The following is a 14,747-nucleotide window of genomic DNA, read 5'->3' on the forward strand; positions in this document are numbered from 1 at the left end:
GCTCTGCGCAGTCCGAGGGTCCCGCATCCTTTGCGAAAATCGTATTTTGACGGAACGAAACTACCCTTGGTGGTGCGCCTGCCAGAGAACCACAACCGGTAGTAGGTTTTGACGCAATCCAAGGACGACATGTCACGCGATTCGCTGAAACCTATCGACATCCTGCGCCACGAACTGAAAGCGTTGCGATTTATCCTCGACAACTTTCACGCGGGCAAACTCGGCGCCGAGGGCCTGCCGCCCCGCGAGGATTTCCAGTCCGTGCAAGGCCGTGCGCTCTACGATTCGATCGTCAAAGCCTCCGACCGCAAGTCTGCGGAGGGCGCGATTGCGGAACTCGAGCTCGACGACGTTGACATCGATTCGTTCCTGCACCTGAGCGGCGAGCACTACTACACGTATCCGGCGCTCGTCCGCGAGCGCGCGGCCGCAATTCGGATGGGCAAACTCACGGTCGAAGGCACGTGAGCGCATCGATCCCCAAGGAGTTGCATCTGCTGCTCGATTCGGCAGGCGCGCTGATCGTCTTTCAGGAAAAAGGCGCGCCGTGGGCGGGAGTGCTCGCGTTTTCGAGCGAAGACAATGCGCGCGAGTTCTGCCGCATCAGCAATCTCGACGCCGCCGAAGTCGCCGCAATCTCGACTGACGATCCTCAGGCCGTCTCAGGCTTGATCGCGTCGATCAAGCGCCGCGCCATCCGCAATCTCTTGCTCGATCTCGACTACAAGACCGGCGCCTGCACGCAAATCGACTTCGACGGCGACTCGTTCGGCACCGCGGCGCCGCGTCAGTTCACTCCGCCCGCTCATCATTAGATCTTCCGATGCCATCTATCCGCTCCTCGATGCTGGAACAGATTGAACAGGCGCGCGAACGTCTCGCCGGCATCATCAAGCCGACTCCGCTGATGCGCAGTGCGACGCTCGATCGCATCCTCGCCGCTCAGGTGCTCATCAAGCCGGAAAATTTGCAGAAGACCGGCTCGTTCAAAATTCGCGGCGCCTACAACCGCCTCATGACGCTCACCGGCGAGCAAAAATCGCGCGGCGTCGTCGCCGCGAGCGCCGGCAATCGCGGCCAGGCGCTCGCCTACGCCGCCACTCGCGCGGGCGTGACCGCGACAATCGTGATGCCGGCGACCGCGGCGATTGCGAAGATCGACGCGACGCGGAGCTACGGCCAGTCGGTCAAGCTCGAAGGCGTCGACTACCAGGAGGCGCGCGCGGCGGCGAAGATGTGCGCCGAGCGTGGCGCGAGCTTCGTCGACGCCTACGATGACGCGTATGTGATCGCCGGGCAGGGTACGGTGGGATTGGAAATCGCCGACGAAGTCACACCTGACGTTGTGCTCGTCCCCGTGGGCGGTGGCGGATTGATCTCAGGAATCGCGGCCGCGCTTGCAACATACGCACCCGCCGCCGAAGTGATCGGTGTCGAGGCGGGAGGCTCGCCGCAACTGTCCGCGAGTCTCGCCGCCGACGCGCCCGCGTCGATCGGCCGTCCTGTCGATACCATCGCCGACGGTCTCGCCACCGGCCGCGTCGGCGCGATTCCATTCGAGGTGATGCGCGGTCGCGTCAAACGCGCCGTCACCGTCGATGACTTCGAAATCGGCGAGGCCGTCCTCCTACTGCTCGAGCGCCTGAAGCTTCTCGCCGAAGGCGCCGGCGCGGCATCGCTCGCCGGCGCGCTCAAACTCAAGGACGAACTGAAAGGCAAGACCGTGGTCCTGGTCGTGAGCGGCGGCAACATCGATATCAACCTGCTCGATCGGATTATCGGCCACGGCCTGGTGAAGGTCGGGCGGCTGTTTCGAGTCGCCGTTGATTTGCGCGATCGTCCCGGCGAGCTAGGCAAGCTGGTGTCGATGATCGCCGCGACCGGCGCCAATGTTCGCGCGATCGATCACGATCGCACCCGCCGCGACATCGCGATCGGTGGCGCCCGCGTGATGCTCGAATTGGAAACCCGCGGCCCCACGCACATCGAGGAAATCCGCGAGCAACTAAAGAGTCGTGGGTACGTGTTTGAAGTCGGTTGATCCCTCGCCCGTTACTTCACGGGAGAGGTTAGGTGAGGGTTCTGCGATTCGTGCACCGTCTACGTGAACATCGAGGCAATGCCGGTCGGTCTCACCAACTTGCCCGCTGGCTTCATCGAATGCGCGAGCGCTTCGAGCTTTTGCTTGAACGCTTCCATCTCGGCTGCCTGCTTCGCTTCGAACGCCGCGGCCTCGCGCACGCGTTTGCGCTCGAACGCTTCGCGATCGGCGCGCCGGCGATTGTAGAAGCCTTCGAAGGTTTCTTTCACCGCGCAGTACATCGCGGTTTTCGGCACGAACGATCCCGAGCATGACGGGCAATGGAACACGACGCCGCGTTCGAACAGCCGATACGGAATCGTCCACGGCTCGCTGCAATCCTTGCAGATGACTGGCACTTCCCACGCGAGCGGATTGAATTCCTCGCTCGACGCTGACGTTGGCGCGGCCGCTGCTGGAGCAGTCGCCGCTGGAGCTGCAACAGTCGCGGGCTTTGGCGCCGCTGCCGGCGCCGGTTTGGGCGCTTCCGCTGCCGCCCTATTCGCTGCGGGCGCTTCGGCGCCGCCCTCCTTGCGGAAGCGCGACGGCGCATCGTCCGGGAATGTCGTCTCGGGATGCAGTTCACGCGCGCGCTGGAGCAGCACCGCTTCAGTCTCGAGGTTAGCCGGATCGGGGATGCAACAATCGACGGGACACACTGCCGCGCACGCTTCATGATCGTGAAAGCCGACACACTCGGTGCACTTCGACGGGACGATGTAATAGATGTCCTGCGCGATCGCGGGACTGGTCGCGCCGTTGAGCTCCCACGGCACTCCGCCCGCGTATATCGCCGTGTTGGGACATTCCGGCTCGCACGCGCCACAGTTGATACATTCGCTCGTGATCGTCGTCGCCATCTATCTGAACCCCGGTCTATTGCCGAATCTCGATTGTGATCAATTCCAAACTCTAACAACGCTGATTTCAGCGGGCAATCGGTCGCCCACGGCGGGTGTCTGCATGGTACGCGAACTCGATCAGATAGACATTTTCGCCTGGCCCATGTTTTGCCACCTTCAAGAGATCGACAACACCCACAAAGCCGGAGCGTCTCGCCAGTTCGGGCGTGATGTCGGCGAGCGTGATGCGTCGCAGCGAGGTGACCTCGATGAACCCGTCGCCCAAGCGGTAGTGTCCTCCCACCTTGACGTGCGGCCTGCGCCAGATCCGGACGCTGCACGTAATTTCGCGGCGCATGACGGGTTCGCGCAGCCGCTTCGTGAACATCATCGGACTATCCGTAGCGCAACTGCGGGTCGGGTGCGATCCACGTTTTCGCGGCGCCGCGGTTTTGACTATGCTGGGCGCGAAGCCGCGGTACCAACGCTTATCACGACCGCAGGAGTAGCTCAGGAAATGGATCTTCAATTCACGCCCGAGGAAGAAGCATTTCGATTAAAGGTCCGCAGTTGGCTCGCCGAGAACATGCCGACCAGCGGGATGTCCGACGATCGCGAGGGCCGCGACGACAAGACCTGGCTTGCGCGCGCGAAGGCGTGGCAGCGCCGCTTGTACGAGGCCGGCTACATCGCGCTCGCATGGCCGAAGGAATACGGCGGGCAGGCGATGGATCCCGTGCGGCAATCGATCGTTAACGACGAGATGGTTCGGGCGAAGGCACCGTACAACGTCGGCGCGTCGGGGCTCGGGATGCTCGGGCCGACGCTTATCTCGTGGGGCAGCGAAGAGCAGAAGCAGCGTTACCTGCCGAAAATTTTGACCGCCGAAGAAATCTGGTGCCAGGGTTACTCCGAACCCGGCGCGGGCTCCGACCTTGCGTCGCTGAAAACGCGCGCGGAAATCGTCGGCGATGAGTTCGTCGTCAACGGGCAGAAAGTCTGGACCTCGGGCGCGCAATACGCCGACATGATGTTCTGCCTGGTACGCACCGACCCCGAGGCGCCCAAGCATCGCGGCATCTCGTACATCCTCATCGACATGCGCACGCCCGGAATCACCGTGCGCCCGCTGGTTCAGATGACCGGCGATCGCGGCTTCAACGAAGTCTTCTTCGACAACGTCCGCGTGCCGCGGAAAAACCTGGTCGCCAAGCTCAACGAAGGATGGATCGTCGCCAACGCCACGCTATTTCACGAGCGCAACATGCTCGGCTCCGCCAGCGGCAGCGAGCAACGCTTCAACCGCCTCCTCGCGCTGGCAAAATCGATCACGCGCGGCGGACGACCGCTCACCGAGGATTCCGTCTTCCGCCAGCGGCTCGTGGAGCTGGAGATCCGCGTTGAGGCAATGCGCTTTCACGCGCTGCGCCAGCTTACCGATCAGATTCGCGGCAAAAATCCGGGAGTCGAGGCGATGATCAACAAGCTCGTCGGCACCGAGCTGAATCACGACCTTGCCACCGCCGCGATGGAGGCGATGGGCGACTACTCTATGCTCTCGCGCGACGACGAAGCGGCACTCGATCACGCCTACTGGCCATACGAGTGGATGTTCTCGCTCGGCCTGGTGATCGGCGGCGGCACCTCGCACATCCAGAAAAACATAATCGCCGAGCGCGGCCTGAAAATGCCGAAGTCGCGCTGAGGACAACAATGGATTTCGGACTAAGTGAAGAACAACAACAACTCAAGGAAAGCGCGCGAGCATTCCTGAGCGGCGAGTGCCCGACGACGTTCGTGCGCAAAACAATGGCCACCGGTGAGGGCTATCCGCGCGAACTCTACGATCACATCGCAAAGCTCGGATGGAGGGGGCTGATCGTGCCCGAGAAATTTGGCGGGGCGGGACTCGGGATGCTCGACATGGCTGTGATTCTCGAAGAAGGCGGTTACGCGGCGATGCCGGGGCCGTTCCTGTTCTCATCAGTGCTCGCGGCCAGCGCACTCAAACTCAGCGGCTCCGAACAGCTTAAGGCAAAGTGGCTCACCCCGCTCGCGGAAGGCAAGGCAATCGGCACCGTCGCAATCGTCGAGAGCGCCGGCAGCATCGATCAACGCGACATCAACGCAACTGCGACAAAAGGTGGCGCTGGTTTCCATCTCACCGGCGCCAAGATGTTCGTGCCGTATGCCAACGTCGCCGACTTCGTCGTTGTCGCCGCGAAAAATAATGCTCGTGAAATCTCCCTGTTCGTCGCCGATGCGAAAGCGCCGGGCGTGACGATCCGCTCGCTGAAGAACCTAGATCTCACGCGCCGCGTATCGAACGTCGAGTTGAAGGGCGCTCCGGCCGAGCAGCTTGGCGGCGGGGACGACCTCTTTGCGAAACTGATCGACGTCGCTGCAATCGCCGTCGCTGCCGACTCGCTCGGCGGCACTGAACGCGCGCTCGAGATGGCCGTCGATTACTCGAAAGTCCGCGAACAGTTCGGCAAACCGATCGGATCGTTCCAAGCGCTAAAGCATGCCGCCGCCGAAATCGTCGCGGACGTCGAGCCCGCGCGTGCGATGCTCTGGTACGCCGCCTACGCGCAGGACACGGGCGCCGCCGACGCAGAGCGCGTGGCCTCGATGGCCAAGGCGCGCCTGTGCGATATCTACAGCCGCGGCACAGACCGCGCCGTTCTGATGCACGGCGGAATCGGCTTCACCTGGGAGCACGATATGCATTTGTGGTTCAAGCGCGCGCGCTTCAACGAGTCCTACTTTGGCTCGCCCTCGTTCCATCGCGAGCGCGTCGCCGTGCTCGGCGCGTACTAAGGCAGCCCGCGTGAAGTTCGACATCTTCTACCAGCTCCCCGAAGCCGCGAATCAAATCACCACCGAGCGCTATCGCGATCTGATCGCCGAAGCGGCCGAGGCCGACCGCCTTGGATTCAACACGGTGTGGCTCGCCGAGGTGCATTTCGCGCCTCGCTTTTCCGTGATGCCGACGCCGCTGATGCTGCTCGCGGCGATAGCAGAGCGCACCACCAACATCCGCCTCGGCATGGCCGTCAACCTGATGCCGCTGCATCATCCGATCCGGCTGGCCGAGGAGGTTGCGACGCTCGACGTGCTGAGCGGCGGCCGCGTCGAGTTCGGCGCCGGCCGCGGCGCGTTCCCGCTCAACTATCGCGGCTACGGCGTCGAGATGGCGGACAGCCGCAAGCTGTTCGAGAATGGCCTCGGAAAGATCAAGGCGGCATGGACGCAGCAGCGGGTGGACGGAGTCGAAGTGGTACCTAAGCCGATCCAGCGGCCTCATCCGCCGATTCGCCTCGCCGCCAACAGCGCCGACACGTTCACCTTCGCCGGCGCGAATCGCTATCCAATCTTCGCCGGCGGTCCGGTGAATCCAATTCCCGTGCTCGCCGAGCGGCTCAAGATTTATGAGAACGCGCTAAGGGCCGCGGGGCACGAGCGTCCCGACGATTGGCTGGCCGCGGCGCTGATGGTGTTCGTCGGACGCGATCGCGCGCAGGTAAGAGCGACGATCGAGCCAAGCCTGCGCAACTACTTCAACGCCGTCAGCGAAATCATCGAGCCCGAGAGTCTCGCCGCCGGCCATCAGGCCGAATTCCAGAAAGTCCGCGACCGCCTGCGCACGATCGACTACTCGACTGTCGATTCAATCATGGGAATTTTCGGCGACCCCGAATACTGCATCGACCGCATCGCGCAACTGAAAGAGCAATTCGGTTTCTCGCGCCTGGTCTGCTGGTTCGAAATAGGCGGAATCAGCGGCCACCAGAACGTGCTCTCCGCAATGCGCCTGTTCGCGGATCGCGTGATGCCCAAATTTCAATAAGCGGGCGGTCAGCGCCAGCGTATGGTTTGCTCCGCCTGATGAGCTTCGTCGAGGCGTTGCCGGTTCGCTGATCTGATATCGCTCCCGGAGAGTATCGCAACGACCTCGCGCGGGTTTTCACGCTTCACCACCGGGAGGCGGCCAAGCCCTTCTCGCACCATTAGGTCGCTCGCTTCCCGCAGACTGTTATCCTCGAATACGACCGCGCAAGGGCCGCTGACGATGTCGCCGATTCGCTTCGTGGCCGGCTCGCTCGCATCCAGCAAGGCGCGTTGACTCACCAAGCCGACAAGTCCGCGCTCCTTGTCCACGACCGGATAGCCATGGTGGTTGCTCTCTTGAAGACCTTGGGCGATCCGCGAACGAACTTCCCCTAAGGTCAGGCCGGCCTCGAGCGAGACCACCTTATATGTTGCCACGTCGCGCACGAGAATTTGCGAGAGGAAGTCGGCAGCATAGTCGGCAGGTACAGCGATTCCGCGGCGCGTGATCTTCTCGGTCATAATCGTTTCTTTCATGAGCAGGCTGGAAACGAGGTAGGCAGCCGTGCAGCCCGCCGCGAGGGGCAACAACGCGAACGGTTGCAGCGTGGTTTCAAACGCAAACACTATTGATGCGAGTAGCGCGCGGGATGCACCAGCAAACATCGCCGCCATTCCGATCAGAGCGGCGACGCGCACGTCTAGGCCAGCGTGCGGAAACAGCGCACTCAACTCGCCACCGAGGGCCGCCCCTAGAGCGCCACCCATGATGAATAGTGGAGCGAGCGTTCCTCCTGATGTACCGCTTGCGAGCGAGACCGACCAGGACAGAAATTTGAAAACGCAGAGCAGGACGAGAGCTTGCTCAGTGAGGGTTCCCGAGAGCTCGAACCTTATGTTGTCGTATCCCACGCCCAAGGTCTGAGGAATCCAGTACCCGACTACGCCAACGACAATGCCGCCAAGCGCAGGCCACCACATCCAGTGGATTGGTAACGCGGCGAAGGCATCCTCGATAAGGTAGACAGCGCGTGTCACGCCTACCGAAGCGACCCCGACTATAGCCCCAAGCAGGATATACAGAACCAATGCGGTTTGATTCGGCGGTCCCAGAGTGGGCATCTCAAAGATCGGTGAGGAGCCCACAAATGTCACGCGAACCGCAGTAGCGGCCACGCACGCGAAAGTGACCGGAATCAACGAACGGGGACGGAACTCGAAGAGCAGAAGCTCGACTGCGATCAGGACCCCGGACACTGGGCTCCCGAAAGTCGCTGCCATCCCGGCTGCCGCTCCCGCTGATAGGAGGATCTTTCGTTCGTCGGCGGTAGTCTTGAGCAACTGGCCAATCAGAGAGCCAAGAGCTGCCCCGGTGGCGATTATGGGACCTTCGGCGCCGAAAGGGCCGCCTGTCCCGATAGCAATGGCCGCGGAAACCGGCTTAAGAAAGGTGATGCGAGGGCGGATTCGGCTTTGGTTACGAAGCACCTGCTCCATTACTTCAGGAATTCCATGCCCGCGGATAGCCTCCGAACCGTAGCGCGCCATCAGGCCGACGATTAGACCACCTGCAGCGGGGACGATGATCACAAACAGGCCGAGATGGTTCGCGGCGGGCGAAACGAATTGCGTCGTCAGACGGCCATAGAAAGCCAAGTTGGTTATGAGACCAATCAGACGCAGCAGGATCTGTGCGACGAGGCCAGCCGCCACCCCAATTGCAACCGCGATCACGGTGAGGAAGACGACGCGGCTATCTACGGCTGTCGAGCGCTGAGGTGTCACTAGCGACTCGAGTACCGGCCCCATCGATGGAGCAATAGGCAAGCCCTCCGTAGACGATGAATCAGCGATCCTGTGGTCGGTCATTCGGTACCCTCAGACCGCTCGTGGCGTCGGTCTCATCGGAGGCGGCCTTGCCTTCATTTCGATCTTGGACTCGCGTCTTCGCGATGCGCAATATCAGGCCCGTCACAAAGAAGCCGGCGACGAGTCCGACCACGATTGCCCAATGATAGCCAAGATAGTAGGGAAGTAGTGCCGCCCAGATGACGTCGAGGACGAGCACAGCGATGCCTGCGATGATGAGGCCGGCAGGATACCGATGATAGGCGCGACGAGAAGCCATTTCTGGATGTCGCGCGAGTACGTTGCCGTCAGGTCTTCATTGACCAGGGCGGTGTATTTTCGCAGCAATGGATGTTTAAAGAATCTCGAATCCCGGAAATTCGCCAAAATTCCCAATGCTGTGATCCTTTCCCTCCCCGGAATCGGGTCCGCCAGTCATGAGCTTTAATGTTTAGCACTATGTCTCCGGGTGGCACAGTCGCAGCAACGCCTGTAGCAGATTTGCCACATGCAACCGGTCGGGGATCATTCATTGATCGAAGATTCGGCGGAGGTGTGCGGGATGAGAGCGATATTCAATGCCCAAATCGGGGATTGGCGGGTTATCGAGGGCTTCACTTACCCTCGCAGCATCATATGACAACTAAGCGCGACGTTTCTCGTCAAGTCGTAGGCTCGAATAGATGGCACGGCAATTGGATCATACGCTTACAAGAGATTTCACCCGGCTTCGTTCAGGCAACGTTTAGTGACACGATATTGAAACCCGGCTGCCCGGATTTCGTCAGAGTGACGGGGGACTATGAGCGACCAAGATAAAGAGAAAGAACAAGACAAGGATCTGGGCACGTTGAATCCCGCAGTCAGGATTTTTCTCGTCGAAGACAACCCGGACCATGTCTTCATCGCGCTCACGGTGGTCAGGCAGGTGCTCGGCGACGATATCGAATTGGTGCACGCGTCGAATGCGGACGAGGCGCTGCTCATGATCGCGCAGTTCACCGAGCATGATCGTCCGGATCTGTTCCTGGTTGATCTGCGGCTGCCCGACAACGGCGGTTTCTCCGTATTGCAGGCGGCGCGCGCGAACGAGGCGCTTACTGCGGTGCCAATGTTCGTGATCACCAGCTCGCTCTATGATCGCGATATCGCGGAAAGCTACCAACTCGGCGCGTCCGCCGTACTCTGCAAGCCGCTCTCGCGCGCCAAGCTGCGCGACGAGCTGGTGCGCGTCGGCGCGCTGCCGCTCTCGCAGCGGCCGAGCGACCCGGCATATCGCCACTAGTCAAGATTAATCGCATATCTACACGGGCTGTGAGTTGTAACGACTCGCGGCCCGTTTGCTTTTGCAGGCTTGACGCTCGCGACTGCAAATAGGATTCTCGCTGACGGTCTGCTCGCTACAGCAGACGCGACCTGAATAGCACAGGAGTTGCCGTGAAACCCTACACATTCGAGCATAGCGACGCGCTGATGGAGCGCGCCAAGAAAGTTGTTCCCGGCGGCATCTACGGCCACCAGACGCCGCTGGTCCTTACCAGGGGCGCTTATCCGTCATTTTTCGCGCGCGGAGAGGGTTCGCACGTCTGGGACGTCGATGGCAACGAGTACATCGACTACATGTGCTCGTACGGGCCGATCGTGCTCGGCCATCGGCATCCTAAGGTCGAGGAAGCCGCGCGTCGGCAGATGGACCTCGGCAACTGCTTCAACGCGCCGGGGCCGGTGTGGGTCGAGCTCGCGGAGCATCTCGTGTCGATCACGCCGTTTGCCGACTGGACGGTGTTCGCGAAAAACGGCTCCGACGTATGCACCTGGGCGACCGAGGTCGCGCGTCACGCGACCAGGCGCCCGAAGATCGCGATGTGCGCAGGCGCATACCACGGCACTCATGCGTGGTGCACGCCGATGCCCGGCGGAGTGACGCCGGAAGATCGCGCGAACGTGGTTTATTTTCGTTACAACGATCTTGAGAGCTTGCGCCGCACGGTCGAAGAGAACAGCGGCAAGATCGCGGGCGTGATCGTGTCGCCGTTCAAGCACGATGCGGGTCACGACTCGGAGCTGCCGGTGGAAGGATTTCTGTCGGGCGTGCGCAAGATCTGCGACGACAACGGCATCGTCCTCATCCTCGATGACGTTCGCGCGGGCTTTCGCCTGCACATGGGCGGCTCGGGCGAGTTGTTCGGAGTGCGCCCCGACCTCGCGACTTACTGCAAGGCCATAGCCAACGGCTATCCGCTGGCCGCATGCCTTGGGCGCGACAGCCTGAAACAGGCGGCGCAGGAAGTGTTCTTCACGGGATCGTACTTCACCAGCGCGGTGCCGATGGCGGCGAGCCTGGCGAATCTCAAGGAGCTGCAGGCGAGTGGCGGAATAGAGAGGATGCGCGCGACCGGCGAGAAGCTGCGCACCGGTCTGCTCGCGCAGGCTCGCAGCGCCGGACTCGAGGTGACGTACTCGGGGCCGCCGGCGCTTCCGTACATGACGTTCAAGGCCGATGCGGGGCATTTCGATCGCGCGAAAGTATTCTGCGGCGTGTGCTCGCGCAGCGGCGTGTACTTCGCGCCGCGCCACAACTGGTTCATCTCGGCCGCGCACACCGAGCGCGATATCGAGCAGACGCTAAACGTCACCGAGCAAGCGTTCGAGGCCGTGCGCAAGCAGTTCGGCGCATAGTCCGCGGCAGCTTAGACGCGGCTGCCGAAAACAGGCGAAAGGGGTTGACCCTCCTCTCTCCCGACGGGCAAATCGATGCGGTGCACGAATTGCGGTACCGAAAACGTCGCAGGCAAGAAATTCTGCTCCCAATGCGGCAGCGGGCTGGCGAGTCGTTGCCCGAAATGTGCGTCTGAGAATGCACCCGCCGCTAGATCTTGCGGAGATTGCGGCGCCGCGCTCGCCGGCATTGCGGAACCCCCGGCCGCCAATTCCTCTCAAACTGGATCGACAGTTTCCAAAATTCGAGTCACGCCCGAGGGGCTTGATGCTACGGCGCTCGAAGGCGAGCGCAAGACGGTTACCGCGCTGTTCGCAGACATCAAGGGATCGACCGAGCTCGAGCAGGATCTCGATCCCGAAGAAGCGCGCGCGATCGTCGATCCTGCCCTCAAGCTGATGATCGACGCCGTGCACCGCTACGACGGTTACATCGTGCAATCGACGGGTGACGGCATCTTCGCGCTGTTCGGAGCGCCCGTCGCGCACGAGGACCATCCACAGCGCGCTCTCTATGCGGCGCTTCGCATGCAGGAAGAGTTGCGCCGCTGCAGCGACAAGTTGCTCGCCGACGGCCGGGCGCCGCTTGAGATTCGGGTCGGCGCGAACACCGGCGAAGTCGTGGTGCGTTCGATCTCAACCGGCGGCGGACACGTCGAGTACACCCCGATCGGGCACACCACGAATCTCGCCTCGCGGATGCAGACGGTGGCGCCAACCGGATCGATCGCGATAACGGAGCATACCCGCCGACTGGTGGAAGGATACTTTGCGCTCAAGCCGCGCGGGCCGACACGCGTAAAAGGAGTCAGCGAGGCCGTCAACGTTTACGAGGTGACGGGCTTGGGGCCGCTGCGCACGCGCCTGCAACGCTCGGCGGGGCGGGGACTGACGAAGTTCGTCGGGCGCGAGCGCGAGATGGAGGCGATGAAGGCCGCGGCCGAGCGCTCAAAGTCGGGCCGCGGACAAATCGTCGCGACGATGGCGGAAGCGGGGACCGGAAAGTCGCGGCTGTTCTTCGAATTCAAAGCGGTCTCGCAATCCGGTTGGATGGTGCTCGAAACGTTCTCGGTCTCGCACGGTAAAGCGTCCGCTTATCTGCCGGTCATCGACTTGCTCCACACCTACTTCAGGATCGCCGGAGAAGACGATCAGCGCGTCCGGCGCGAGAAGGTCGCCGGCAGGCTGTCGATCCTCGACCCATCACTCGAGGACACGCGGCCCTACCTGTTCAGCCTGCTCGGGATTGTCGAGGGTGACGATCCGCTGGCGCAGATGGACGGACAAGTCAGGAAGCGGCGCACGCTGGATGCGATCAAGCGGATCATCCTGCGCGAGTCGCTCAATCAGCCGCTGATGGTGATCTTCGAGGACCTGCACTGGATCGATGAACAGACCCAGGAGTTACTCAACCTGCTTGCTGACTCGATCGGAACCGCGAAACTTTTACTGCTCGTGAACTACCGCCCCGAGTACTCGCATCAGTGGGGATCAAAGACCTACTACACGCAATTGCGGCTCGATCCGTTGGGCAAAGAGAGCGCCGAGGAGATGATGTCCGCGCTGCTCGACGGCGGCAAGGATCTGATTCCGCTCAAGCGGATGATCATCGAGCGTACCGAAGGCACGCCCTTCTTCATGGAGGAGATCGTGCAGTCGCTGTTCGACGACGGCGTGCTCATGCGCAACGGGACGGTGAAGCTCGCCCGCTCGATGAATGCGGTGAAAGTCCCGGCCACGGTGCAGGGCGTGCTCGCCGCGCGTATCGACCGTCTGCCGGCGGAAGAGAAGGAGCTGCTGCAGACGCTCGGGGTGCTGGGACGGGAATTTCCGCTCGGCCTGGTGCGTAGCGTGACGCTCAAGGCGGACGATAACCTCAATCGGATGCTCGGCGATTTGCAGCTCGCCGAGTTCATCTACGAGCAGCCCGCCGTCGGCGACACCGAATATACTTTCAAGCATGCGCTGACCCAGGAAGTTTCCTATAACTCGCTCCTTATCGAGCGCCGAAAGCTCCTTCACGAGCGCGCGGGACAAGCACTCGAGTCGATGTTCGCCGAGCAGTTGGAAGACCATCTGGACGAGCTCGCGCATCACTACAGCCGCAGCGACAACGTCGACAAGGCGGTCGAATACCTTGGGCGCGCTGGTAATCAGGCGATGCAGCGCTCGGCCTATAACGATGCGATCAACGGCCTGACCTCGGCGATAGATCTGCTCCAAAGGCTCCCTGACTCTCCCGAGCGCACGCGGCGGGAATTGCTCCTCCAGTTGGCCGTCGGCCCCGCTTCGATCACAATCAAGGGGTGGGGCGCGCAGGAAGTCAGGCGCGCTTATACTCGCGCGCGCCAGCTATGCGCGCAACTCGGCGATCCTCCGGAGGAGTTTTTCCCCACCCTGTACGGACTTTGGCTTGAGCATTTAATACGAGGCGAGTTACCGAGGAGCTACGAGCTGGCCGAGGAGTTTTTGCGTCGGGCGAATAGCGCACAGGACCCCGCGCTACTGCTGTATGCCAATTATGTTTTGGGAGACACTTGGTACTTCATGGGGGAGTCGATTTCCGCACGGGAGCATCTAGAAACCGCGATCGCCCACTATGATCCTGAGCGCCATCGGACCCTCGCCCTGCGCTTTGAAGGGTATGATGCAAAGCTAATTAACCTCCTGTTGTTGAGCTGGGCGCTGTGGACTCTCGGCTATCCCGACCAGGCACTCCAGCGAAGCAATGAAGCGCTGGCGTTCGCTCAAAGCCTGTCCAATCCCCGTGATTTGACTCGGGCTATTATGTTTGCCGCCATGGTTCACCTGTTTCGCCGCGAAGTACGTGCAACTCAAGAGTCTGCGGATGCCGTGATCGCACTCAGCGCCGAGCACGGGACAACCGAGTGGTTGCCTTGGGCAACTGCTCTACGCGGCTCGGTGATGGCCGCACAGGGGCACCACGAAGAGGGGATTGCGCAGCTATACGAAGGCATGGCCATGTCTCGCGCGACTGGGATTGAACTGTTCCGATCGGGTTTTCTGTGCCTGCTGGCTGAGGCATGCATGCAAGCCGGCCGCCTCGATCATGCGCTTAGTGCCTTGACAGAAGCGGAGACGGCCGCAAATCAGCGTGAAGAGCGGCTGCTGGAAGCTGCTGAAATATTTCAGCTCAAAGGCGAGTTGCTGCTTAGACGGGACGATCCCAACGTCGCGGAAGCCCAGCGATGCTTTGAGCGCGCGATTGAGATTGCGCGCAAGCAGAGCGCCAAGTCACTGGAATTGCGCGCGAGGATGAGTCTCGCACGCTCGCTCGATCTTCAGGGCAAGCGCGACGAGGCGCGCGTGATGCTCGCCGAAATCTACAACTGGTTCACCGAGGGCTTCGACACCGCCGACCTCAAAGACGCCAAGGCGCTGCTCGAGGAATTGACGAGATGACCGGG

Annotated in this window: 12 protein-coding genes and 1 pseudogene; 9 read left to right on the forward strand and 4 right to left on the reverse strand. The window is 61.7% G+C overall.

The window, feature by feature from the left end; translation table 11 throughout:
* Nucleotides 1–108: 108 nt before the first annotated feature.
* Genes VJX68_RS18485 through ilvA form a run of 3 tightly spaced genes read left to right on the forward strand, consistent with a single transcriptional unit; the run spans nt 109 to nt 2,041 of the window.
* Nucleotides 109–468, forward strand: coding sequence for a hypothetical protein (locus VJX68_RS18485; RefSeq protein ID WP_324097206.1), 360 nt, complete (start codon nt 109–111; stop codon nt 466–468).
* Nucleotides 465–815, forward strand: coding sequence for a hypothetical protein (locus VJX68_RS18490; RefSeq protein WP_324097207.1), 351 nt, complete (start codon nt 465–467; stop codon nt 813–815). The genes VJX68_RS18485 and VJX68_RS18490 overlap by 4 nt, the downstream gene beginning before the upstream one ends.
* A gap of 8 nt (nt 816–823) precedes the next feature.
* Entirely contained in the window at nt 824–2,041 is a 1,218-nt protein-coding gene (ilvA, locus tag VJX68_RS18495; RefSeq protein ID WP_324097208.1) for a threonine ammonia-lyase, read from the forward strand.
* Nucleotides 2,042–2,649: 608 nt separating this feature from the next.
* On the opposite strand, the pseudogene VJX68_RS19205 reads toward ilvA, so the two are convergent.
* A pseudogene (locus tag VJX68_RS19205) lies at nt 2,650–2,940 on the reverse strand (YfhL family 4Fe-4S dicluster ferredoxin); the annotation flags it as partial.
* A gap of 67 nt (nt 2,941–3,007) precedes the next feature.
* Nucleotides 3,008–3,313 carry an ASCH domain-containing protein gene (locus VJX68_RS18505; protein WP_324097210.1) on the reverse strand — a complete coding sequence of 102 codons (306 nt, stop codon included), beginning with the start codon at nt 3,311–3,313 and terminating at the stop codon, nt 3,008–3,010.
* 126 nt (nt 3,314–3,439) lie between these two features.
* Between VJX68_RS18505 and VJX68_RS18510 the strand changes: the two genes are divergently transcribed.
* Genes VJX68_RS18510 through VJX68_RS18520 form a run of 3 tightly spaced genes read left to right on the forward strand, consistent with a single transcriptional unit; the run spans nt 3,440 to nt 6,772 of the window.
* A complete protein-coding gene (locus VJX68_RS18510) occupies nt 3,440–4,627 on the forward strand; it encodes an acyl-CoA dehydrogenase family protein (protein ID WP_324097211.1) in 1,188 nt (395 codons plus the stop codon).
* Between the two features lie 8 nt (nt 4,628–4,635).
* Nucleotides 4,636–5,742 (forward strand): acyl-CoA dehydrogenase family protein, encoded by a 1,107-nt coding sequence (locus tag VJX68_RS18515; RefSeq protein WP_324097212.1) that lies wholly within the window; start codon nt 4,636–4,638, stop codon nt 5,740–5,742.
* Nucleotides 5,743–5,752: 10 nt separating this feature from the next.
* Entirely contained in the window at nt 5,753–6,772 is a 1,020-nt protein-coding gene (locus VJX68_RS18520; protein ID WP_324097213.1) for an LLM class flavin-dependent oxidoreductase, read from the forward strand.
* Nucleotides 6,773–6,780: 8 nt separating this feature from the next.
* On the opposite strand, the gene VJX68_RS18525 is transcribed toward VJX68_RS18520, so the two are convergent.
* Entirely contained in the window at nt 6,781–8,562 is a 1,782-nt protein-coding gene (locus VJX68_RS18525; protein WP_324097214.1) for a chloride channel protein, read from the reverse strand.
* 37 nt (nt 8,563–8,599) lie between these two features.
* The gene (locus VJX68_RS18530) at nt 8,600–8,881 is read right to left on the reverse strand and encodes a hypothetical protein (protein ID WP_324097215.1); all 282 of its coding nucleotides are present in this window, start codon (nt 8,879–8,881) and stop codon (nt 8,600–8,602) included.
* Between the two features lie 522 nt (nt 8,882–9,403).
* Here VJX68_RS18530 and VJX68_RS18535 point away from each other — a divergent pair.
* The 3 genes from VJX68_RS18535 to VJX68_RS18545 all read left to right on the forward strand — a co-directional run bounded on the left by VJX68_RS18535 (nt 9,404) and on the right by VJX68_RS18545 (nt 14,742).
* On the forward strand, nt 9,404–9,886 hold the full coding sequence (locus tag VJX68_RS18535; protein WP_324097216.1) for a response regulator: 483 nt from the start codon (nt 9,404–9,406) through the stop codon (nt 9,884–9,886).
* A gap of 152 nt (nt 9,887–10,038) precedes the next feature.
* The gene (locus VJX68_RS18540; RefSeq protein ID WP_324097217.1) at nt 10,039–11,280 is read left to right on the forward strand and encodes an aspartate aminotransferase family protein; all 1,242 of its coding nucleotides are present in this window, start codon (nt 10,039–10,041) and stop codon (nt 11,278–11,280) included.
* A gap of 75 nt (nt 11,281–11,355) precedes the next feature.
* On the forward strand, nt 11,356–14,742 hold the full coding sequence (locus tag VJX68_RS18545) for an adenylate/guanylate cyclase domain-containing protein (protein WP_324097218.1): 3,387 nt from the start codon (nt 11,356–11,358) through the stop codon (nt 14,740–14,742).
* Nucleotides 14,743–14,747 lie beyond the last annotated feature (5 nt).

The organism is Binatus sp. (SeqCode) (genome assembly GCF_035272065.1).
Taxonomy (GTDB): Bacteria; Desulfobacterota; Binatia; order Binatales; family Binataceae; genus Binatus.